20 protein-coding genes and 1 pseudogene are annotated in these 21,509 nt (G+C 69.9%); 17 read left to right on the top strand and 4 right to left on the bottom strand.

Annotation, left to right across the window (positions count from 1 at the left end; translation table 11 throughout):
- Positions 1-6: 6 nt before the first annotated feature.
- The 13 genes from ACYVF6_RS40910 (at position 7) to ACYVF6_RS40850 (ending at position 12,809) form a co-directional block, all read left to right on the top strand.
- Complete coding sequence (locus ACYVF6_RS40910; RefSeq protein WP_460530475.1) at positions 7-1,056, top strand: ABC transporter substrate-binding protein; 1,050 nt, start codon at positions 7-9, stop codon at positions 1,054-1,056.
- A gap of 97 nt (positions 1,057-1,153) precedes the next feature.
- Positions 1,154-1,369: a DUF1059 domain-containing protein gene (locus ACYVF6_RS40905; protein ID WP_460530539.1), complete on the top strand. Its 216-nt coding sequence runs from the start codon at positions 1,154-1,156 to the stop codon at positions 1,367-1,369.
- 98 nt (positions 1,370-1,467) lie between these two features.
- Positions 1,468-1,764: a hypothetical protein gene (locus ACYVF6_RS40900; RefSeq protein ID WP_460530472.1), complete on the top strand. Its 297-nt coding sequence runs from the start codon at positions 1,468-1,470 to the stop codon at positions 1,762-1,764.
- A 111-nt stretch (positions 1,765-1,875) separates the two neighbouring features.
- Positions 1,876-2,430, top strand: coding sequence for a TetR/AcrR family transcriptional regulator (locus ACYVF6_RS40895; RefSeq protein WP_460530468.1), 555 nt, complete (start codon positions 1,876-1,878; stop codon positions 2,428-2,430).
- Entirely contained in the window at positions 2,427-3,341 is a 915-nt protein-coding gene (locus ACYVF6_RS40890) for an aldo/keto reductase (protein WP_460530465.1), read from the top strand. The genes ACYVF6_RS40895 and ACYVF6_RS40890 overlap by 4 nt, the downstream gene beginning before the upstream one ends.
- A 69-nt stretch (positions 3,342-3,410) precedes the next feature.
- Positions 3,411-4,370, top strand: a complete 960-nt coding sequence (locus ACYVF6_RS40885) for a phosphotransferase enzyme family protein (RefSeq protein ID WP_460530462.1) — start codon at positions 3,411-3,413, stop codon at positions 4,368-4,370.
- Positions 4,371-4,485: 115 nt separating this feature from the next.
- Entirely contained in the window at positions 4,486-5,382 is an 897-nt protein-coding gene (locus ACYVF6_RS40880) for a hypothetical protein (RefSeq protein WP_460530459.1), read from the top strand.
- Positions 5,383-5,647: 265 nt separating this feature from the next.
- Positions 5,648-7,387: an arginine--tRNA ligase gene (gene argS, locus ACYVF6_RS40875; RefSeq protein WP_460530456.1), complete on the top strand. Its 1,740-nt coding sequence runs from the start codon at positions 5,648-5,650 to the stop codon at positions 7,385-7,387.
- 31 nt (positions 7,388-7,418) lie between these two features.
- On the top strand, positions 7,419-9,155 hold the full coding sequence (argS, locus tag ACYVF6_RS40870) for an arginine--tRNA ligase (RefSeq protein WP_460530453.1): 1,737 nt from the start codon (positions 7,419-7,421) through the stop codon (positions 9,153-9,155).
- A gap of 48 nt (positions 9,156-9,203) precedes the next feature.
- Entirely contained in the window at positions 9,204-9,785 is a 582-nt protein-coding gene (locus tag ACYVF6_RS40865) for a DUF5998 family protein (protein WP_460530450.1), read from the top strand.
- A 108-nt stretch (positions 9,786-9,893) separates the two neighbouring features.
- Positions 9,894-11,030 carry an alkaline phosphatase family protein gene (locus ACYVF6_RS40860; RefSeq protein ID WP_460530447.1) on the top strand — a complete coding sequence of 379 codons (1,137 nt, stop codon included), beginning with the start codon at positions 9,894-9,896 and terminating at the stop codon, positions 11,028-11,030.
- A 56-nt stretch (positions 11,031-11,086) separates the two neighbouring features.
- Positions 11,087-12,067, top strand: a complete 981-nt coding sequence (locus ACYVF6_RS40855; protein ID WP_460530444.1) for a sigma-70 family RNA polymerase sigma factor — start codon at positions 11,087-11,089, stop codon at positions 12,065-12,067.
- Between the two features lie 91 nt (positions 12,068-12,158).
- Positions 12,159-12,809 (top strand): thymidine kinase, encoded by a 651-nt coding sequence (locus ACYVF6_RS40850; protein ID WP_460530441.1) that lies wholly within the window; start codon positions 12,159-12,161, stop codon positions 12,807-12,809.
- On the opposite strand, the gene ACYVF6_RS40845 is transcribed toward ACYVF6_RS40850, so the two are convergent.
- From ACYVF6_RS40845 to ACYVF6_RS40830, 4 genes are read right to left on the bottom strand one after another with little or no spacing between them, the layout of a single operon-like run.
- Positions 12,774-15,623, bottom strand: a complete 2,850-nt coding sequence (locus ACYVF6_RS40845) for an AfsR/SARP family transcriptional regulator (protein WP_460530438.1) — start codon at positions 15,621-15,623, stop codon at positions 12,774-12,776. The two genes, ACYVF6_RS40850 and ACYVF6_RS40845, sit on opposite strands and share 36 nt — an antisense overlap.
- A gap of 27 nt (positions 15,624-15,650) precedes the next feature.
- Positions 15,651-16,952 carry a M20/M25/M40 family metallo-hydrolase gene (locus ACYVF6_RS40840; RefSeq protein ID WP_460530435.1) on the bottom strand — a complete coding sequence of 434 codons (1,302 nt, stop codon included), beginning with the start codon at positions 16,950-16,952 and terminating at the stop codon, positions 15,651-15,653.
- 31 nt (positions 16,953-16,983) lie between these two features.
- Positions 16,984-17,958 (bottom strand): S66 peptidase family protein, encoded by a 975-nt coding sequence (locus ACYVF6_RS40835; protein ID WP_460530432.1) that lies wholly within the window; start codon positions 17,956-17,958, stop codon positions 16,984-16,986.
- A complete protein-coding gene (locus tag ACYVF6_RS40830) occupies positions 17,955-18,488 on the bottom strand; it encodes an LOG family protein (protein ID WP_460530536.1) in 534 nt (177 codons plus the stop codon). Before ACYVF6_RS40830 ends, ACYVF6_RS40835 begins: the two co-directional genes overlap by 4 nt.
- Before the next feature lie 86 nt (positions 18,489-18,574).
- Here ACYVF6_RS40830 and ACYVF6_RS40825 point away from each other — a divergent pair, with 86 nt between their 5' ends.
- The 4 genes and pseudogenes from ACYVF6_RS40825 to ACYVF6_RS40810 all read left to right on the top strand — a co-directional run.
- Entirely contained in the window at positions 18,575-19,408 is an 834-nt protein-coding gene (locus ACYVF6_RS40825) for a sulfurtransferase (RefSeq protein WP_460530429.1), read from the top strand.
- 92 nt (positions 19,409-19,500) lie between these two features.
- Entirely contained in the window at positions 19,501-20,166 is a 666-nt protein-coding gene (locus tag ACYVF6_RS40820) for a DUF899 domain-containing protein (RefSeq protein WP_460530426.1), read from the top strand.
- A 12-nt stretch (positions 20,167-20,178) separates the two neighbouring features.
- Positions 20,179-20,520: a YciI family protein gene (locus ACYVF6_RS40815; RefSeq protein WP_460530423.1), complete on the top strand. Its 342-nt coding sequence runs from the start codon at positions 20,179-20,181 to the stop codon at positions 20,518-20,520.
- A pseudogene (locus ACYVF6_RS40810) lies at positions 20,520-21,350 on the top strand (RNA polymerase sigma factor); the annotation flags it as partial. The gene ACYVF6_RS40815 and the pseudogene ACYVF6_RS40810, both read left to right, overlap by 1 nt.
- Positions 21,351-21,509: the final 159 nt, after the last annotated feature.

The following is a 21,509-nucleotide window of genomic DNA, read 5'->3' as shown; positions in this document are numbered from 1 at the left end:
GGAGCGATGCGGAAGACACCTGTCGAGCTGGCGGCCGCTCTCCTGCTGGCGCTGGTGGTGGGACTGGGCGGCTGCGGCGGGGCCAACGTACGTGGTGAAGGTGATGACGGCGACTCGACGAAGGGCGCGAGTGCGGCGCCGGAACGTAAGACCGGGCCGATCAAGCTGGCGGTCGTACCGAAGGCCGTGGGCTTCGACTTCTGGGAGCAGGTGAAGGTCGGGGCCGAGTGCGCGGCCAGCAAGCACAAGGACGTCACGGTGCAGTGGGACGGCGTGCAGGCCGAGACAAACGTGAGCGGCCAGGTCGACCTCCTGTCGAACTTCATCACCCAGGGCGTCGACGGCCTCGTCTACGCCGCGACCGACGCCAAGGTGCTGGCCGACGTGACGGCGGAGGCCAAGCGGGCGGGCCTGGTCGTGGTCAACATCGACTCCGGAACCGACCCGCAGCCGGCGGACGTCGCCCTGTTCGCGACGGACAACGAGGCGTCTGCCACCAAGGCCGCCGACCTGCTCGCATCCGCGCTGGGGAAGGGGAATCACGACATCGCGCTGATCCCGTTCCAGCCGGGAACCGCGACCAACGACCAGCGGGTGGAGGGCTTCACCGCCGGGCTGGCGAAGCACCCGAACCTCAAGAAGGTGGCCGAACAGTCGTCGGAGTCGGACTACAACGAGGGCCTGCGGGTGACCGAGGACATCCTCACCGCCCACCCCGACCTCGACGGCATCTTCGCCGCCAACGAACCCGGCGTCCTGGGCGCGGCCGAAGCCGTCCGGCAGGCAGGCAAGGCCGGCAAAGTGAAGATCATCGGCTGGGACGCGGCCCCGGACGAACTCAAAGCCGTCCGCGACGGCACGATCGACGCACTGGTGGTCCAGAACCCGTTCCGCATGGGCTACGACGGCGTGAACGCCGCGGTGTCGGCGCTGCGGGACGGCAAGTCTCCCAAGAACACCGACACGGGCGTGACATTCGTGACGAAGGAGAACATCGACAGTCCGGAGGTCAAGGCAGTGCTGAAGCCGAGCTGCGCCAACCCCCCGACCGGCTGAGAGTCCCGCGAGATGGGTGCCAATGGTCCCTTGACGTTGGTGCGCCCGGCTGCGAAGGATTGGGCCCTACAGTAAGGAGGTGGTCAGCGTGGCAAGGATGATGGCTGACTGCCGGAGATGGCCGAGCGACAGCAACTGTTCGCTGACGATCATCGGTGAGGAAGATGAGGTCGTGCGTGCCTCTGCTGAGCACGCGGCCTCCGTTCACGGCCACGAGGACACCCCGGAGCTACGTGATCAGCTCCGGCAGTTCCTCGAGCCCGCGTCCGCGTACTCCAATGAGGCGCGGGTACAGGAACCCATGTCGGGCTGAGGCCCGCCATTTGGGCGGCGCGCGTCCGGTGCCTGCGTAGGCGCGAAACAGGCACTGGACGCGTTGCCTCTGCATGACCATGTCACCCGGAGAAACACATGAAGTTCGTTCAGATCATCGACTTCGAAACCACCAAGGCCGCAGAGATGAACGCTCTCATGGACGAGTGGCTGGCGGCGACCGAAGGCAAGCGGATCCCGACCAGCGCGACGCTCGGCCACGACCGCGACAACACCAACCGCTACGTCGAGATCGTGGAGTTCCCGTCGTACGACGACGCCATGCGCAACAGCGATCTGCCGGAGACCTCCAGGTTCGCCGAACGCATGAGCAAGCTCTGCACCGCCGGCCCCACGTTCGTCAACCTCGACGTGGAACGCGAGGAGCTGCTCTAGCGTCCGGGTTCGCCGCCCCTCTGGATCAGGACCACGAGCGACACCCATCCAAACGTAACGGCTGTTCTTGTTGTAGAGTACAACGAGAACAGCCGTTACGTTTGGAGGCTCGTGCCGAAGCTCACCGAGGCCCGCCGCGCGATGCGGCGTGGCCAGATCGCGGTGGCCGCGCTGCGGTGCTTCGCACGTAACGGCCTGGAACGCACGTCGATCATCGACATCGCCACGGAGTCCGGGCTGTCGGCGGGCTCCATCTACTCGCACTTCCGCAACAAGGCCGACCTGGTGGCGGCGGTGACCCGCGAGGTGCTTGACCGCAAGGCCGCGCTCCTCGAGGCGTACGCCGCGCAGGACCACCCGCCCGGCCCGGACGATCTACTGGCGCGCCTGAGTGCCGCCATCACACCGGAGATGGCCCGCGTGGCCGTGCAGACCTGGGGCGAGGCGACGACCGACCCGGCGTTGCGCGACCTCGTCCTCGCGATGTCGGCGGGGATGCGCGAGCTGCTGCACGACTACCTGACGTCCTGGCTGGTGAGGACCGAAGGCCGCGACCCCACCGAAGCCCGTGAGCTCGCGGGGCCGATGGCCGGCCGGGTGATTGCGCAGTATCAGGCCGAGCAGCTGAGCGCCGCACTTCAAGACGACGAGGAGACAGGAACATGACCGACACCCACACCCCGCGACCCGGTGGCACGGGCTCACTCGCATCCCACACCGTTGCCAGGGTCGGCTACGGCGCCATGCAGCTGGCCCGGCTGCACGCCGACCGCGCCCAGGCGATCGCGGTGCTGCGCCGCGCGATCGAGCTCGGCGTCGATCACCTCGACACCGCCGAGTTCTACGGTGATGGGTACGTCAACGACCTGATCCGTGAGGTGCTGCGCCCGGACGACGGCGTGGTGGTCGTCAGCAAGGTCGGCGCGGAGTCCGACCCGGGCAACCAACCTCCGCTGCGACTCGCGCAGCGACCGGAACAGCTGCGTGCGAGCGTCGAGGACAACCTGCGCAGCCTCGGCGTCGATCGGATCCCGGTCGTCAACCTCCGTCGTACCGACGGTGGCCCGGGCGTACGTGCCCACCGCGGCCAGCAGGTCGACCTCGACGACCAGCTGGCCGTGCTGACCGCACTGCGCGACGAGGGCAAGATCGGGGCGATCGGCCTGAGCGCCGTCACTCTCGACGTGCTGCGCCGCGCCCTGCCCGCGGGTATCGCCTGTGTCCAGAACGCCTACAGCCTCGTCACCCGCGACGACGAGGACCTGCTCGAGCTCTGTGTCGCCGAGGGCATCGCGTGGGTGCCGTTCTTCCCGCTCGGCGGCGCCTTCCCGGCCATGCCCAAGGTGACCGACGAGCCGGCCGTACGCGACGCCGCCGGCAAGCTGGGCGTGACGGCGGAGCAGGTCGGCCTCGCCTGGCTGCTGCACCACGCGCCGAACGTCCTGCTCATCCCCGGCACCGCGACCATCGACCACCTGGAAGCGAATCTGGCCGCCGGCGCCATCACGTTCGACGAGGCGACCCTCGCCACGCTCGACGCTGTGCCTTCCCGCTCCTCGCAGGTAGCCCTCGCCTGAAGTGTTGGCCGGATCCGGCCACGAAAACCGTCGGGCGCGAAACGGACTTGCCTGCCTAGCCTCACCGGCATGGCTGAACTTTCCCCGGGGACGACCCCGGACCCCGATTGCATCGCAGCCCTCGAGGCCTGGCAGTCCATCCTCGGAGAGGCCCGGATCGAGCCGATCCGGCTGACCGAGCTTCCGTTGTGGCGGGTCGTCGCCGAGGACGGCCGGGCGTACGCGCTCAAGAAGCTGCCGGAGTTCCCGCCCGGGGCCGGCCCGGTCGACGCCTACCGCGTCATCACCCACCTGCGGGCCAAGGGCATTCCGGTCGCGGCACCGATCGTCACCGATGGCGCCGCCATCCACACCGTCGTGGCGGAGCGGCGCTACTCCCTGGTCCCGTTCGTGCCCAGCGATCCGGGCAACCACGAGACCGGCCCACACGCCAAGCAGACCTCGTACGCGATCGGCAAGGCCATCGCCGAGTTCGACAGCGCGCTCGCCGACTGCCCGTGGCCGGTGAGCTCGTTCGTCGACGACCCGGCCCCGGACATCCTCGACGGGGCCCTGCCCAAGCTGCCGGAGGTCGCCGAGATGGTTGCCCCGCTGACCGACCGGCTGCGCGAGACGGTGACCGGCCTGCCCATGCAGCGCATCCACGGCGACTGCAACACCGGCAACGTGCTCGTCCACCGGGGGAACGTGAGCGGCTTCATCGACATCGATCACCTGTCGCTCGGCCCGAGAGTGCGCGACCTCAGCGACTACCTGGCCAGCCGGCTGCGCGACCAGCTGGACGCGCCGGGAACCGCGCCGATCCTCGCCGTGCTGAGCGACTACGTGGCCGGCTATCACGCGACCGCCGAGCTCACCGACCAGGAGCTGGCGGCGGTCGTGCCGATCATCCTGCTGCTCGAGATCGGCCTCGTCCGCTGGTTCCTGTACGGCTGGGTGCCCAACCCCGCGAAGCAGCACCTGAGCATGCGGGCGATCGCCTGGATCACCGAGCACTTCGACGAGCTCGTCTCGGCGGCGGCACCGTAGCCGGGATCAGGCTCGTAGCCCATCTGCCGCCGGCTATCCGTGCTAATGTTTCCTCTATTGACAGGCTATCGGTATGCAAATAGACTGATAGCCCTGTCTTAGGATGGAGGTGGCGATGACCGGCGACGTTGGCGGGACGGCGGAGTCTGCGAAGCCCCAGGCGAAGAAACGCAGTGCTGGGTTTCCCCTGTTGCCGCTCAAGGAGTCTGTAGAGGCGATCCTTACGATCGGCCAAAATGGTGCGGACCACACTCAGGACGCTGCAGCCGCTTATCTAGGGCACAGTACGACGAACAGCGGCGCTTTCCGGAGCAAACTGGCCTCCTTGCGCGACTGGGGGCTGATTGAACGCGGTAACCGGGATCGCGTAACGCTCAGTGCGCTCGCGCAGCAACTCGTCTTGGATGGTCTGGACGAGACCAGTAGTGGCGAACTTCTTCTGGCTGCGTTCGAGTCATGCCGAATCTTCGGAATGCTTTACAACGACAGCGCGAAGGGCACTCCGCTCGACGTTCAGCGGGTACGGACCTCCGTGGTCATGCGTCATGGGGTTGCTTCGGACCAAGCGGACAAATTCGTCGAAAGCTTCATTGAGAGTGTCGTGTATGCCGGACTCGGGCAGTTCGATGGCTCCAAAGTGACCTTGCTGCCACGTGAGGCGGCGTTCAAGGCACGTGATCTTCCAGAAGAGGTGGTTGAGCGTGATGCCGGCGATGTCGGATCTGCCGAAGCGGCGACGTACGGCAACGGGCCTATAGTCACTCCATCACCGCCGGGAGCGACAAGTCCTGCCATCGTGGCGCTACGCCAAGCCTGGCCAATTGACGGCGGCGAGATTGAGTTCGTGATCCGGACCGCCGAACCGCTACCGGCGGCCATCTACGGTCTGGTGGCCGATATGGCCGAGGTTGCGGAAAAAATGAGGGCGAAGCTCATGACCGCTACCGGCAGCTCGGCGGCCAGCCCACCGCCACAAAAGACAGGCGTCTCAGCATCCGAGTCGGGCGAATAGGGGGCTACGGGCGCCATGGAGGTTGCTGTCCTGGTCGGGTTGGCGGTGATGGCCGTAGTTGCCGTCATGGCGTTTCTCTGTTTTGCCGCCTATCTCCTGTTCCTTCGGTTCGTGATCAACAAGACCGGTAGCACGGAGAGCCTTCGGGACGTGGCGACAGCTATTCGGGCGTACAAGGTGCCGATACCGACCCGCAACGGGGGCAAGACGGCGCGACGTTAACTGCGGTGCGTGGGCTGGCTGTTCTGTGAGATCCTTACCAACTGTGACCGACATTCCGAAGCTGCTCGCCGATCGGCTGGCCCCCGCGTTCGCGGAGGTGACCGGCCTGCCCACCGAAGCCGTCGACCCCGCGATCCGGCGTTCCGACCACGCCGACTACCAGGCGGACGCCGCGCTCCGCCTGGCGAAGCAGGCTCGCCGGTCACCTCGAGACATCGCCCAGGCCGTCATCGAGAAAGCAGACCTGGACGGCCTGGTGGCCAGGGCCGAGATCGCCGGGCCGGGATTCATCAACCTCACGCTCGACGACGGCGCGCTCGACCGGGTTGTCCAGGAGATCTCGGCCGACGACCGGCTCGGCGTCGCGCCGGCGGCCACGCCTCAGCGGATCGTGGCCGACTACTCCGCGCCCAACATCGGCAAGGAGCTGCACGTCGGCCACCTGCGCTCGACGATCATCGGCGACGCTGCCGTACGCCTGCTGGAGTTCCTCGGCCACGAGGTGCTGCGCAAGAACCACCTCGGCGACTGGGGTACGACGTTCGGCATGCTGATCGAGCACGCCATCGACAGCGGCATCGAGCCGACGCCCGAGAGCTTCCACATCGGTGACCTCACGGCGTTCTACCAGGGCGCGCGGGTCAAGTTCGACAGCGACGAGGCCTGGGCCGAGCGGGCCCGCAAGCGCACCCGGCTGCTGCAGAGCCACGACGCCGAGACGCTGAAGTACTGGCAGCTCTACATCGACGAGTCCGCCAAGCACTTCCAGGTGATCTACGACCGGCTCGACATCACGCTCACGCCCGAGCACAAGGCGGGCGAATCGGCCTACAACGACGGCCTGGCGCCGCTCGTCGAGGAGCTCGAGCAGAAAGGCCTGCTGCGCGAGAGCGAGGGCGCGCAGTGCGTCTTCCCCGAGGGCTTCACCGGCCGCGACGGCAATCCGTACCCCATCATCGTCCGCAAGCGCGACGGCGGCTACAACTACGAGGCGACCGACCTGGTGGCGATCCGCCGGCGCATCCTCGACGAGCACGCCGACCGGATCCTGTACTTCGTCGCCAACGAGCAGCACCTGCGGCTGGAGATGGTGTTCCAGGCGGCCCGCGAGGCCGGCTGGCTGAAGGAGCCGGTGAGCGCCGAGCACATCACGTTCGGCATGGTGCTCGGACCGGATCGCAAGCGGCTGCGGACCCGGTCCGGTGAGCTGCCGAAGCTGATCGACCTGATCGACGAGGCGATCGCGCGGGCCGACGCCGTGGTCGAGGAGAAGGCGCCGGACCTGCCGGCTGACGTGCGGGCGTCAGTCGCACGCGACGTCGGCGTCGGTGCGGTGAAGCACGGCGACCTGTCGGCCGACCGGATCAAGGACTACCTCTACGACCTCGACCTGATGGTGTCGTTCGACGGCAACACCGCGGGCTACCTCCAGTACGCCCACGCGCGGATCCACTCGGTGTTCCGCAAGGGCGGCGTCGACCCGGCCGACCTGCGCGGGCAGGAGGTCCACGTCACGCACCCGCACGAGCACGCGCTCGTGCTGCGGCTGGGCGAGTTCGAGGGCGTGCTCCACCGCGCGTCGGAGCGGATCGAGCTGCACCGGATCGCCGGCTACCTCTATGACCTGGCGTCGGCGTTCACGACGTTCTACGAGCACTGCCCGGTGCTGCGTGCCGAGGACGAGAAGACCCGCGTCTCCCGGCTCGTGCTGTGCGACGTCACCGCGCGCACGCTGGCCACGGGGCTCTCGGTGCTCGGGATCAGCGCGCCCTCCCGCATGTAGCGGTCCACGGGGCGTGAGATCCTTACGTCCCGTGACCGACATTCCCAAGCTGCTCGCCGAACGGCTGGCGCCCGCCTTCGCGGAGGTCGCCGGCCTTCCCGTGGAGGACCTCGACCCCGCGGTCCGGCGCTCGGACCATGCCGACTACCAGGCCGACGCCGCCCTCCGGCTCGCCAAGCAGGTCCGACGGTCACCCCGAGACGTGGCCGCGGAGGTGATCGAGCGCGCCGAGCTTTCCGGACTGGTGGCCAGGGCCGAGATCGCCGGACCCGGCTTCATCAACCTCACACTCGACAACGCCGCGCTCGACCGGGCGGTTCAGGAGATCTCCGCCGACGAGCGAGTCGGCGTGGCGGCCGACCCGAAGCCCCAGCGGATCGTGGTCGACTACTCCGCGCCCAACGTCGCCAAGGAGATGCACGTCGGCCACCTGCGCTCGACGATCATCGGCGACGGCGCCGTACGCCTGCTGGAGTTCCTCGGCCACGAGGTGATCCGGCGCAACCACATCGGCGACTGGGGCACGCCGTTCGGCATGCTGATCGAGCACCTGGTCGACCTCGGCGTCCAGGAGGCGTCGGAGGAACTGTCGGTCGGCGACCTCGGCGAGTTCTACAAGGCCGCCAACGCCGCGTTCCAGGCCGACCCGGAGTTCGCGACCCGGGCCAAGCTGCGCGTGGTGAAGCTGCAGGGCGGCGACGCCGACACGCTCGCGTTGTGGCAGGAGCTGGTCAACGCCTCCGAACGCTACTTCGAGGTCGTCTACGACCGGCTCGGCGTGCTGCTCCAGCCCGACGACATCTGGGGCGAGTCGGCCTACAACGACCAGCTCGCCTCGGTGGTCGAGGAGCTCACGGAGAAGGGGCTCGCGGTCGAGAGCGAGGGCGCGCTGTGCGTGTTCCCGGCGGGCTTCACCGGCCGCGACGGCAAGCCGGCACCGCTGATCCTGCGTAAGTCCGACGGCGGTTTCCTCTACGACACGACCGACCTGGCGGCGATCCGCAACCGGGCACGGGACCTGGCCGCGGACCGCCTGATCTACACCACGGACCTCGGGCAGCGGATGCACTTCGAGATGATCTTCCAGGCGGCTCGGGAGGCCGGCTGGCTGGACGGAACCGTCGCCGAGTTCGACGGCTTCGGGGTGGTGCTGGGCCAGGACCGCAAGCGGTTGCGTACCCGCGCCGGCGACTCGATCAAGCTGATCGACCTGCTCGACGAGGCGGTTCGCCGCGCAGCCGCGACGGTCGCGGAGAAGGCTCCGCACCTGTCGGCGGAGGAACAGGCCGACGTGGCGCGGATGGTCGGCATCGGCGCGCTGAAGTACGCCGACCTGTCGAACGACCGCGTGAAGGACTACGTCTTCGACTGGGACCAGATGCTCTCGTTCGAGGGCAACACGGGCCCTTACCTGCAGTACGCCCACGCCCGGATCCAGTCGGTGTTCCGCAGGGGAGAGGTCGACCCGGCGGACCTGCGCGGAGCCGGCGTACGCGTCGAGCACCCGGCCGAGCGGACGCTGGCGCTGCGGCTGGGGGAGTTCGAGGGTGTGCTGCACCGGGCGGCCGAGGGGATCGAACTGCACCGGATCGCCGGCTATCTGTACGACCTGGCGTCGGCGTTCACGACGTTCTACGAGCACTGCCCGGTCCTGCGTGCCGAAGACGAGAAGCTGAGGGCGAGCCGGCTCGTGCTCTGCGACGCCACGGCCCGCACACTCGCGACCGGTCTTTCCGTCCTCGGAATCAGCGCGCCACCGCGAATGTAGGTGGCGAGTAGCGCCGGTTTTGGGGGCGGTTGGTGGAAGGATAAGAACATGGCAGAGTCCGCGAGTGCGACACAGGAGCTGCGTGCCGCCATCGACCGCAGCGGTTACTACCCAGACGTCGTGGCCGACGCGCTGGAGACCTGTCTGGCCGGAGAGAAGGTCGTGTCGTACTTCGTACATCACGAGCCGACTTTCCAGGGCGACGAGGTGCGAAGGCACGTCACCGTGCTGGTGCTGACGCCGACCCGGCTGGTGGTCGGCCACACTGACGAGCACCCGCCGGACGACACGATCCCGACGCCGTACGCCACCGCCTCGACCGAAGCGGTGCCGATCGGCCGGATCGCGTCGGTGGTGGTGAGCCGCGTGGTGGCCAACCCCGCTTCGTACGAGCCGGGTGGCAACGTCAGCGAGGCGATCCTGACCATCGGGTGGGGCGCACTGGGGCAGATCGAGCTGGAGCCGGCCTCCTGCGCCGACCCGACCTGCGAAGCCGACCACGGCTACACCGGAACGATCAGCTCCGACGACTTCACGTTGCGGGTCAGCTCGGCGGTCGACGGAGGAGACGCGGTCGGCCGCCTGCTCGGGTTCGCGCTCGAGCTGTCGGGCGCGACCCGGCGTGGCTGATCGGACGGATTTGATGGGAGCGGTGTGCTCGCAGGGTGTGCGAGCCGGGTCAAATCCGCTGTTTACACCGGGGGACGACCCCCGGACCCCCGCGGTGGCATGCCGGCGATGATGTCGCGGGACGGGCTGATCCTCCCGCGTTACGGTGAGTCGGCCATCAGCGACCTGTTTCCGTCGGTGCTGGCCGCGCAGGGGGTCGAGGGCGAAACCAACCGGCTCGGTCTGCCGGCCGCCCGGCGTTACGTCGTGCAGCTGATCGACGCGCTCGGCTGGCAGTTGCTGCACAGGCACGCCAGCGAGGCACCGTTTCTCTCTTCCCTGCTGGCCGATGCCCAGCCGCTGACCACCGGCGTGCCCTCCACGACGGCGACCAGCCTCGCCGGTCTCGGCACCGGCTTGGAGCCCGGCCGGCACGGGGTGGTCGGCTACACCATGGAGATCCCCGGCTCCGGCAAGCTGCTCAACACCCTGCACTGGGACACCGCCGTCGCGCCACGGGAGTGGCAGCCGTACGCCACGGCGTTCGAGCGGGCGGAGGCCGCGGGCGTCGCGATGGCGTCGGTGTCGAAGACCGCCTTCCGTGGGTCCGGCATCACCGTCGCCGGGCTGCGTGGCGGCAGCTACGTCGAGGCCGACTCGATCGGCCAGCGCACGGCCCGGGTCGTCGAGGCGTCGGCCGCCGCCGAGCGCAGCCTGGTCTACGTCTACGAGGGTGACCTCGACTGGACCGGGCATCGTGAAGGCTGCGACTCGGCGGCCCTGCGCAGCCAGCTGGCGATCATCGACGCGTCCGTGGCCCGGTTGCGCGCAGAGCTGCCGGCCGACGCCGTACTGCTGATCACCGGCGACCACGGCATGGTCGACGTGCCGTTCGACTCGCGGCTCGACGTCGACGCCGAGCCCGCGCTGACGATCGGCGTCCGCCTGGTGGGCGGCGACCCACGGCTGCGCTACCTCTACACCGTTCCGGGCGCTGCCGACGACGTGGCCGGCTGCTGGCGTGAACGGCTCGCGGTGCGCGGGCTCGACGCCGTCGTGCTGACCCGCGCCGAGGCAGTCGAGGCCGGCTGGTTCGGCGTGGTCGAAGACCGCGTGCTGCCCCGGATCGGCGACGTGATGATCGCCTCGCTCGGCTCGACGGCGGTGGAGTGCGGGCGCGTGTTCCCCAACGAGACCAGGCTGGTCGGCTGGCACGGATCCCTTACCCGGGACGAGATGCTGGTTCCGCTGCTGATGTCGGGCTGAGGCCGCCGGCGCCGGCCGGGCGATGGGGCACCGGGCGTGCGGCAGAATCGTCGCCCGTGAGCGATGTTACTCCGGCGGTCTCCGGCGATGCGGACTTCGAACGCCAGGTCGAGCCGTTCCGGCGCGAGCTGCACGCGCACTGCTATCGCATGCTGGGCTCGGTCCACGACGCCGACGACGCCTTGCAGGACGCCATGGTGCGCGCGTGGCGGCGGCTGGCGACGTTCGAGGGCCGTGGCTCGCTGCGTTCGTGGCTGTACTCCATCGCCACCAACGCCTGCCTCGACCTGATCTCGACGCGCGGCAAGCGCGCGCTGCCCGTCGACCTCGGCCCGGCCAGTGAGCGGGCCGTCGTCGACAGTGCACCGCTCACCGACGTTGCCTGGCTCGAGCCGTATCCCGACGCCCGTTACGAAGTACGCGAGGCCGTCGAGCTGGCGTTCGTCGCGGCGCTGCAGCACCTGCCGGGCAACCAGCGGGCGGCACTCCTGCTGTTCGACGTGCTGGGCTACTCGGTCGCCGAGATCGCCGAGCTGATGGCGACGTCGACGACCTCGGTGAACTCCGCGCTGGCGCGGGCCCGGCGGATCGTGGCGGAGAAGATGCCGGACCGGGCAGACCAGCCGGCAGCCCACAAGGTCGACGACGCGAAGCTGCGCGCTGTCTCCGGCGCGTTCGCCGCGGCCTTCGAGCGCCACGACACCGCCGCGCTGGTCGAGTTGCTCACCGAGGACGTGACATGGGAGATGCCGCCGTTGCCGCACTGGTACGCCGGCCGGACGTCCGTGGCGGAGTTCGCCGGTGCCGTACCGATGAAGCTGTGCCCGAGCTGGAGGCATCGGACGATCAGCGCGAACGGGCAGCCCGCGGTTGCGTTGTATGTCGGCGAGCACGCGGACGCCGAGCACACCGCCTGGTCGATCAACCTCCTGACGCCGGCTCCGCACACAGCAGGCGATGGGTGGGGCGTCGCACGAATCGTCTCCTTCCTGGATCCGGAACTGTTCGAGGTGTTCGGACTGCCGCGCGTGAGGTGAGGCACCCCACGCGGCGAAGCCGCAAAAACCGGCACTGTGGCGGTGTGCCCCACGCGCGCCGAGTTGGCGAGGTAGGAGAGGATGTTCCTCCGTGGCCGAACTTGTCTACTTCACCGGGACGATGGACTGCGGCAAGTCCACGCTCGCGTTGCAGCTGGACCACAACGCCCGGCAGCGGGGTTTGGCCGGCCGGCTGTTCACCAGCCACGACCGGGCCGGTGCCGCGCGACTGTCCAGCCGCCTCGGCCTGACCGTCGACGCCCAGGAGGTGTCGCCCGAGCTCGACCTGCAGCGCGCGGTCGTGGGTGAGCTCACGGCCGGCGGCCGCATCGACTACCTCATCTGCGACGAGGTGCAGTTCTACACCGGCGCCCAGGTCGAGCAGCTGGCCCGGGTGGTCGACGACCTCGATATCGACGTCTACGCGTTCGGAATCCTGACCGACTTCCGGACCCGCATGTTCGCGGGCAGCGCGCGGATGGTCGAGCTGGCCGACCGCGTGGAGACGCTCCAGGTCCAGGTGCTGTGCTGGTGCGGCCGCCGCGGCACCCACAACGCCCGCACCGTCGGCGGTGTGATGGTGACCGAAGGGGAACAGGTCGTCGTCGGCGACACCGACGAGGTACTCGACATTGGGTACGAAGTGCTGTGCCGGCGGCATCATCGCCGCCAGGTCACCACGGCCGCGGCCAACGCCGGTTCGCTGTCACCCGACATGTTGCCGTTCGGGCCCAGCACCTGAGCCACTCTCCGAGTCGGCCGCCGGCGCGCCGAGCTTCGTTCGCAGGGCTTCGGCGCCTCGGACGCCGAGCTCCTGGAGGATCTCGAGGGCCCGTCGCCAGTGCTGCCTGGCGGCGCCGCGGTCGCCCATCGCCTCGTAGGCGTCGCCGAGGTGCTCCAGCACTTCGGCCACGTACGAACGGTTGCCCTGTTGCCGTAGCAGTTCCAGCGCGCGCCGGTAGCTGGTGAGCGCACGCCGGTACTGACCGAGGTGGTGGTAGGCGTAGCCGAGACTGTCGGACGCTGAGGCCTCGCCGTTCGGGTTGCCGCTCTCCTTGTGCAACGCCAGCGCCTGCTCGCAGTAGGTCACGGTCTGCTCGTACTCGCCGAGCTGGGCGTGCCTCCATCCGATCGCGTTGAGGGCGATCGCCTGTCCGGTGCGGTCGCCGGCGGTCCGGCTGAGCTCCAGCGCCTGCTCGGTGTGTTCGAGCGCTTCGTCGTGCCGGTCCAGCCGAGACAGCACCCAACCCAGGTTGCGATGGACGCGCGCCTGGCCGATGTGGTCGCCGAGCTGGGCGTAGAGGTCGAGCGCGTTCAGCAGTTCGGCGTACGAGCTGTAGTTGTCGCCCAGCTTGTAGATCGCACCGGCGAGCAGCCGAGAGGCCAGCGCCTCCTTGGCGGGGTCGCCGGCCCGGCGCGCGGCGGCCTTCGCGGCGCGCTGGCTGGCGGCCCACTCGTTCCAGCGGCCGTGACGTTCCAGGAACGTCGCGAGCATCCAGGCCAGCCACCAGGTGTCGGCGTCGAAGCCCTCGGCTGTGGTCTGGTCGATCAGCGCGAGCAGCGCCGGGCGTTCGGCGATGTACCAGCCCATCGCCGCGTCATGGCTGTCGAGTGCTTCGGCACTGACGCCGGGAGCGGCCGCGCCCAAGGGGACGCGGTCGCGGTACGGCGCGATCAGGAACGCGGCGGAGTGGCCGGTGTGGACATAGTGGTCGAGCATCCGGCGGGTCGCGTCGTCGCGTTCGGCGGAGGCGTCCTCGCGGACCAGTTCGGTGGCGTAGGCACGCAGCAGGTCGTGGAAGGTGTAGCGGCCGGGCTGGTGCTGAGTGAGCAGGTGGCTGCGAGTGAGCTCGGCCAGCAGTGACCGGGCCTGTCCCAGCGGCATGCCCGCGAGGCTCGCCGCGGCCGGCCCGGAGATGTCCGGTCCGGGATGCAGGCCGAGCAGCCGGAACAGCCGTGCCGCCGGCTTGCTGAGCTGCCGGTACGACCACGAGAACACCGCCCGGACGTCCGCGGCCGGATCCGAGCCGGCGAACGCGTCCAGGCCGCCACTGGTCTCGGCGAGCTCGTCGGCCAGTACGCGCAGGGGGAAATCCGGGTTGGTCGCAGCCCGCGCGGCCGCGATGACCAGCGCGAGCGGCAACCGGGCGCAGGAATCGATGATGGCCTCGACGGCCTGCGGCTCGGCGTCGGTGCGGTCGGTCCCGAGCCGCCGGGCCAGCAGCTCCCGCGACTCCTCCGTGGTGAGCAGGTCGAGGAGCACCGGCCGGGCGGCCTCGGCACCGACCAGTCCGCCGAGCCGGTTGCGGCTGGTCACCACCACCAGGCAGCCGGGCGCACCAGGCAGCAGCGGCCGGGCCTGCTCGCTGTCGCGGGCGTTGTCCAGCAGCACGATGACCTTCCGGTCGGCCAGCAGGCTCCGGTACATGCCGATCCGGGCGTCCAGGCCGGCGGGGATCGCCTCGGCGGGTACGCCGAGCGCGTCCAGGAAGCCGCGCAGCGCCTCGGCCGGCGGGACCGGCTGGCCGGTCGGATGGAACCCGCGTAGGTTCACGTAGAGCTGGCCGTCGGGGAAGCGGTGGGCGATGCGGTGCGCCCAGTGCACGGCCAGCATGGTCTTGCCGATGCCCGCCGTACCGGAGATCGCCGAGATCACCACCGGCTCCGGCTGGTCGGAGCCGTCCAGCGGCACCAGCGCGTCGAGCCTGGCAAGCTGCGTCCTGCGTCCGGTGAAGTCGCCGATCGCGGCCGGCAACATCCGCGGAATCGTCCGCGCGGTCACAGCCGGAGCAACGACCGCGGACGGGAGGGCGAGCACGGGGTCGTCGGCCAGGATCTGCTCGTACAGCTGGTGCACCGGCGTCGACGGTTCGAGGCCCAGCTGGTCGTCCAGCAGCCGGCCGAGCTCGCCGTATGCGTCCAGCGCCTCGGTCCTGCGTCCACCGCGTGCCAGTGCCAGCATCCGCAGCCGCCACAACGACTCCCGCAAGGGATACGTGCCGGTCAGTTCGGCCAGCTCGTCGGCCACGTCGGCATGCCGTCCGCCGGCCAGCTCGGCTTCCAGGCACTGCTCGGTGACGTCGAGCCGTCGTTCCCGCAGCCGGTCGGCGTGCTCGCGTACGAGGGCCACGTCGATGCCCTCGAACGCCTCGCCTCGCCACAGCTCGAGCCCGGAGCGGAACGCCGCCACCGCCTCCGCCAGCCGACCGGCCTCCATCGCCTGCCGGCCCTCGGCCACCGCCTGCTCGAACCGGTCCAGGTCCAGAGCACAGGGCGGCAGCGAGAGCAGATAGCCGTTGGAACGCGTGAGCAACTCGATCGGGAGGTCGAGCTCGGCGAAGATCCTCCGCAGCCGGTAGACGCACGACTGCAACGTCGCCTTGGCAGCCGGCGGGGGAGCGCCGTCCCACAGCTGGTCGATCAGCCAGTCACTGCTCGGCGACCGTCCGCGCTCGAGCACCAGCAGAGCGAGCAGCCCTCGTTGCCTGGCGGCCGCGATCGTCACCGTCCGTGCGTTGGAGGACAGCTCGATCCGGCCAAGGACGCGAAGCTCCACAACCGAACACTAGGCCCTGGGAGAGCCCTAGGAGAGCAGGAAACGATCGAGTACGCGCGCGCCGAAGCGCACCGCCTCGACCGGCACCCGCTCGTCGACGCCGTGGGCCATGCCGCGGTGGTTGTAGCCCTCGGGGAAGCCGAGCGGCGAGAAGCCGTACCCGTCGATTCCCAGCGCGGAGAACGCCTTCGCGTCGGTTCCGCCACCCATGCAGTACGGAACGACAACCGCGTCCGGGTCCTCGGCGCGCAACGCCTCGCCCATCGCCTCGAACCAGGCGGTGTCGAACGGCGAGCTGACGCCCTGGTTGACGATCAGCTGCTCGCGTTCGATACCAGGCCCGAGCAGCCGGTCGATGGTGGTGAGCGTCTCCTCCTCGGTGCCGGGCAGCGCGCGTACATCGATCTTCGCGGTGGCGGTTCCGGGGATGACGTTGACCTTGTAGCCGGCCTCGAGCACGGTCGGGGTGGAGGTGTTGCGAACCGTCGCGGTGACCAGTTCGCCCGCCCGGCCGAGCCGCTCGATCGTCGCGTCGACGCCCTCGTCGCTGCTCAGGTCGACCTCGACACCGAGGGCGGCGCCCGAACGTTCGAGATAGGCCTGGACGGTCGGCGTGAGGCGCACCGGCCAGCGGTACGCCGCCACCCGGGACAGCGCCTGGACCAGCGTCACCACGGCGTTCTCGGGATTCGGCCGCGAGCCGTGCCCGGCCCGCCCGCGTGCGGTGACCCGCATGTGCAGGGTGCCGCGCTCGGCGCAGGCGATGGGGTACAGCCGGGTGTCGCCCACGTGGTACGTCCAGCCGCCCGACTCGCTGATCCCGATCGCGCAGCCGTCGAACAGCCCCGGGTGCTGCTCGGCCAGGAACCGCGCGCCGTAGACGCCGTCGTCCTCCTCGTCGGCGACGAATGCCACCACGATGTCGCGCGCCGGCCGCACCCCGCGCTCCGGCCAGGTGCGTACGGCCGCCAGCGTCATCGCCGCCATGTCCTTCATGTCGACCGCGCCACGACCCCAGATGAAGCCGTCGCGCACCTCACCGGAGAACGGTGGAACCGACCACTCCGACGCGTCGGCGGGAACGACGTCGAGGTGGGCGTGCACGAGCACCGCCTCGGCGGACGGGTCGGTTCCGGGGATCCGCGCGACGACGTTGGTCCGGCCGGACGCCTTCTCCAGCAGCTGCGGCTCGTAGCCCGCGGCGGAGAGCTCGGCCGCCACGAACTCCGCCGCCGGCCGCTCGCCGGCCGACTTGCCGTCGCCGTGGTTGGTGGTGTCGAAGCGGATCAGCGCGGCGCAGAGGTCGGGTGCCAGATCCTCCGGAAGCATGTGCTCTCCCTTCAAGCGGTACGGCCCGGCGTCAGGTCAGCGCCGGCCTGGTCAGGGTGACGTTGGCGGTCCCGGTCGCGGGGTCGGAGACCAGCTCGGCCTCCACACCGAGCGGCATGCTGAGCTGGCCGCGGCAGTGGCCGAAGCCGAGCTCCCAGATCACGGGGATCCCGAGGTCGCCCACGCGGTCCTCGACAACCGCGCGCAGGGCCGCGGGATCGTCGCCGCAGTCGTTCCACGAGCCGAGCGCGAGGCCGCCGAGCTTGTCGAACCAGCCCGCGCGCCGCAGGTGGGTCAGGAAGTGGTCGATGCGGTACGGCTCTTCGTTGACGTCCTCCAGCAGGCCGATCGCACCCGGCGGCGGCGGTGGTACGTCGGGGACTCCGCGTCCGGACACCACCAGGCTGAGGTTGCCACCGACGAGTTGCCCGCGCGCCTCACCGGGAAACATCGGCTCGGCCGCCGGCCCGGCGAGTACGGTCGCGGCCTCCGACTCGGGCTCGAACAGCAGCGCGCGCAGGTGCTCCTGCGCGACCGGATCCTCGGAGAACGACTTCGTGCCGACCATCGGGCCGAAGACGGTGGCGACGCCGACCATCGAGCCGAGCACCTGGTGCAGGCCGGTGATGTCGCTCGAGCCCACCAGGAGCTTCGGCCCGGCAGCGGCGATCGCGTCCCAGTCGAGCCGGTCCAGCAGCCGCATCGAGCCGTAGCCGCCACGCGCGCAGAACACCGCGCGTACGTCCGGGTCGCACCAGGCGGCCTGCAGGTCAGCGGTGCGCTGCGCATCGGTCGCCGCGAGGTAGTTGAGCCTCGGGTGCTTGGCACTCACGTGCTCGCCGAGCCGCACGGCCAGGCCCCACGAACGCAGGATCTCCAGGCCGGCGGTGAGCACCTCCTGCTTCGGAGGGCCGGCCGGACAGACCACGGCGACCTGGTCGCCGGCACGCAGCCGCTGCGGGCGGCGCAGCTCCGGCGGGCCGTCGGACGACGGAGAGATGGTCACGAACGCTCCTTCGCCATCAGTTGGTCGACCAGGTCTCGCGGCGTCGCCGCGACACACAACGCATCCCGGTCGGCCGGCGGCAGGAACCCCGCCTCCACCACCTGGTCGATGAACGCGAGCAACGGCTGGTAGAAACCGCCGACGTCCAGCAGCCCGATGCGTTTGCTGTGTATCCCGAGCTTGCCCCACGTCCAGATCTCGAAAAGCTCTTCCAGGGTTCCGATCCCACCGGGCATCGCGATGTACGCATCGGCCAGCGCGGCCATCGTCGCCTTGCGCTCGTGCATGTCGGCCACCAGCCGGAGATCGGTGAGGCCGGGATGCGCGAGCTCCCGGTCGACCAGGATCCGGGGGATCACGCCGATCACCTCGGCGCCCGCGGCCAGGCCCGCATCGGCCACCGCACCCATCATTCCGACGTTCCCGCCGCCGTAGACGATGCCCATGCCGGACTGAGCGAGGACCTCGGCGAGCTCGGTGGCTGCCTTCATGTATCGCTCGTCAGTGCCTGGAGTCGAACCGCAAAACACACAAACACGCACGAGTTTCAACCCTAGTGGATCGTCGATCGGGAACAGGGGGCCGTGCCGGGTGCCGGCTCTGACAAACTGCCCGCATGGCCGAACTGATCGAGGCGCGAACGCTGCATGCGGAGCTGCAGTCACATCATCCGCCGGTCCTGCTCGACGTGCGGTGGTCGCTCGCCGGTCCGCCCGGTCGCGGGCTCTACGACGCGGGCCATCTGCCCGGCGCCTGCTTCGTCGACCTGGACCAGGACCTGTCCGGCCCGCACGTTCCGGGCGAGTCCGGGCGGCACCCGCTGCCGGCGGCCGAGACGTTCGAGGCCGCGATGCGCCGGGCCGGCGTGTCGCAGGGCTCGCGGATCGTTCTGTACGACGTGGGCGACGGCTTCGGCTCGGCACGAGCCTGGTGGTGCCTGAAGTACTTCGGCGGTCCCGACGCCGCGATCCTCGACGGCGGCTACCGCGCGTGGGTCGAGGCTGGGTTGCCGGTCGAGGACAGCACACCGCAGGTCGAGCCCGGCACGTTCGCCGCCAAACCTGGCGGCATGCCGTCGCTCGACGCCGACGCCGCGGCCGCCCTGGCCGAACGAGGTGTGTTGCTCGACGCCCGGCCGGCCAACCGGTTCCGCGGCGAGGACGAGACGATCGACCCGAAGGCCGGTCACATCCCGGGTGCGGTTTCGGCGCCCGCGAGCCAGAACACCCATCCGAACGGGCGTTTCCTCACCCCCGAGCAGCTGCGTGAACGGTTCGCCGCTGTCGGCGTCGACGGCTCGCGGCCGGTCGGTGCCTACTGCGGATCCGGCGTGACGGCAGCACACGCGGTGTTCGCGCTCGAGCTCGCCGGCATCCCGGCCGCGCTGTATGTCGGCTCCTGGTCGGACTGGATCACCAACCCCGAGCGCCCGATCGCCACCGGCGGCTGACGCTCCCGGATTTTCTGCCGGAGGGTGTCCTTCGCGGCCGTTCCCGTTCGTCGTGCTGACGAACCGAACGAAACTCCCTGACGGAGGTTGCGATGAGTCTTCCCGAGATCGTCTCGCGCGAGCAGTGGCAGGTGGCCCGCGAGCAGTTGCTGGCCCACGAGAAGGAGCTGACCCGGCAGCAGGACGCGCTGAACGCCGGCCGTCGGCGATTGCCGATGGTACGCATCGGCAAGGACTACCGCTTCGAGGGCGACGCCGGCGAGGCGAGCCTGCTCGACCTGTTCGACGGCAGCGCCCAACTCGTCGTCTACCACGCGATGTTCGCTCCCGAGTGGTCCGAGGCCTGCATGGGTTGCCGGGCCCTGATGGAGGAGTCGGCATCGCCGCGGTTGATCGCCCGCCTGAAGGGACGCGACACCAGCTTCGTCCGCGTGTCGCGCGCGCCGTACGCCAAGCTCGCGGCGTATCGAGCCGCGCGCGGGTGGACGTTCCCCTGGTACTCCTCGTACGGAAGCGACTTCAACCGCGACTTCGAGGTGACGATGGGCCCGGACGGCGACGAGCGGTCGGGATTCAGCTGCTTCCTGCGGGACGGGGACGACGTCTTCCACACCTACTCCACGTACGCCCGCGGCACCGAGCGGATCGCCGACACCTACGCGCTGCTCGACCTCACGGCGTTCGGGCGGCAGGAGGACTGGGAAGAGCCGAAGGGCCGGGCACCCAAGGTCTACGCGGGCGACCCGCGCTTCATCTGACGGAGGGCAAAAGTGAAGTACACGCTCTTGTTCTGGACCGACGACTCGATCGAACGCACCGAGGAGGAGGGCCAGGCGATCCACCGCGACGTAGTCGCCTGGGTGGACGAGATGACCGGGCGCGGCATCCTGCTGGAGGACCACCGGCTGTCGCCTGCCACCGACACCACGACGGTCAGCGTCCGGGCCGGCGAGGTGCTGCTGGGCGACGGACCGTTCGCGGAGACCAAGGAGCAGATCGCGGGCTACGTCGTGATCGAGGTCGCCGACCTCGACGAGGCGATCGAGGTCGCGGCGGCCGATCCGCTCGCCAGGATCGGAACCGTCGAGGTGCGGCCGATCTGGGGCCAGTGATGCCGGCCGGCCATCCGGAAACGACGTCCGCAGTAGCGCGGGCCGCGGTGGACGCCGCCTTCCGGGAGGAGTGGGGCCGGGTGGTCGCGACGCTGATCCGGGTGACCGGCGACTGGGACCTCGCCGAGGAGTGCGTGCAGGAGGCGTTCGCCCAGGCCCTGGTGGCCTGGCCGCGCGATGGCGTACCGGCGCGTCCGGGTGCGTGGCTCACCACGGTCGCGCGGAACCGTGCGGTGGATCGGCTGCGCCGGTCGGCGACCGAGGCGGCCAAGCTGAAGGAGGTGGCGATGATGGCCGAGCCGGCACCCGAGGATGCCGCCACGAACGTCGGCAACGCTGAGAACGCCGAGAACGCTCTGCCGGACGACCGGCTCCGGCTCATCTTCACCTGCTGCCATCCGGCGCTGGCGTTCGAGGCGCGGGTCGCGCTGACCTTGCGTACGCTCGCGGGGCTGACCACCGCCGAGATCGCGCGGGCGTACCTGGTGCCCGAGGCGACGATGGCCAAGCGGCTGGTCCGGGCCAAGCAGAAGATCCGCAACGCCCGGATTCCGTACCGCGTGCCGCCCGGACACCTGTTGCCCGAGCGGACGGCGGCGGTGCTCGGCGTGCTGTACCTGCTGTTCAACGAGGGGTACGCGGCCAGCGCGGGCGCCGACCTGGTGCGTGCGGGCCTGTGCGCCGAGGCGATCCGGCTGGCCCGCGTACTGGCGAGTCTGATGCCGGACGATCCCGAGGTGCTCGGGCTGTCGGCGCTCCTGCTGCTGCAGGACTCCCGCCGGGCCGCGCGGGTCGACGCGGCCGGCGATCCGGTGCCGCTGGAGGAGCAGGACCGGAGCCTCTGGGATCGCGACCGGATCGACGCCGGGCTCGGCCTGCTCGACCGTGCGTTGCGGCGCGGGGTGCGCGGGCCCTATCAGCTGCAGGCGGCGATCGCGGCCTGCCACGCGGTCGCCGCGACGCCGGCGGACACGAACTGGGCTCGGGTC

The organism is Flindersiella endophytica (assembly GCF_054779015.1).
This window is presented reverse-complemented; position numbering and strand designations above follow the sequence as displayed.

Bases quoted from the DNA above. Each gene is read 5' to 3' on its own strand.
- ACYVF6_RS40885 (WP_460530462.1), top strand. From the start codon at position 3,411: ATGGCTGAACTTTCCCCGGGGACGACCCCGGACCCCGATTGCATCGCA.
- ACYVF6_RS40860 (WP_460530447.1), top strand. From the start codon at position 9,894: ATGATGTCGCGGGACGGGCTGATCCTCCCGCGTTACGGTGAGTCGGCC.
- ACYVF6_RS40880 (WP_460530459.1), top strand. From the start codon at position 4,486: ATGACCGGCGACGTTGGCGGGACGGCGGAGTCTGCGAAGCCCCAGGCG.
- ACYVF6_RS40820 (WP_460530426.1), top strand. From the start codon at position 19,501: ATGAGTCTTCCCGAGATCGTCTCGCGCGAGCAGTGGCAGGTGGCCCGC.
- ACYVF6_RS40825 (WP_460530429.1), top strand. From the start codon at position 18,575: ATGGCCGAACTGATCGAGGCGCGAACGCTGCATGCGGAGCTGCAGTCA.
- ACYVF6_RS40865 (WP_460530450.1), top strand. From the start codon at position 9,204: ATGGCAGAGTCCGCGAGTGCGACACAGGAGCTGCGTGCCGCCATCGAC.
- ACYVF6_RS40900 (WP_460530472.1), top strand. From the start codon at position 1,468: ATGAAGTTCGTTCAGATCATCGACTTCGAAACCACCAAGGCCGCAGAG.
- ACYVF6_RS40840 (WP_460530435.1), bottom strand. From the start codon at position 16,952: ATGCTTCCGGAGGATCTGGCACCCGACCTCTGCGCCGCGCTGATCCGC.
- ACYVF6_RS40910 (WP_460530475.1), top strand. From the start codon at position 7: ATGCGGAAGACACCTGTCGAGCTGGCGGCCGCTCTCCTGCTGGCGCTG.
- ACYVF6_RS40905 (WP_460530539.1), top strand. From the start codon at position 1,154: ATGATGGCTGACTGCCGGAGATGGCCGAGCGACAGCAACTGTTCGCTG.
- ACYVF6_RS40890 (WP_460530465.1), top strand. From the start codon at position 2,427: ATGACCGACACCCACACCCCGCGACCCGGTGGCACGGGCTCACTCGCA.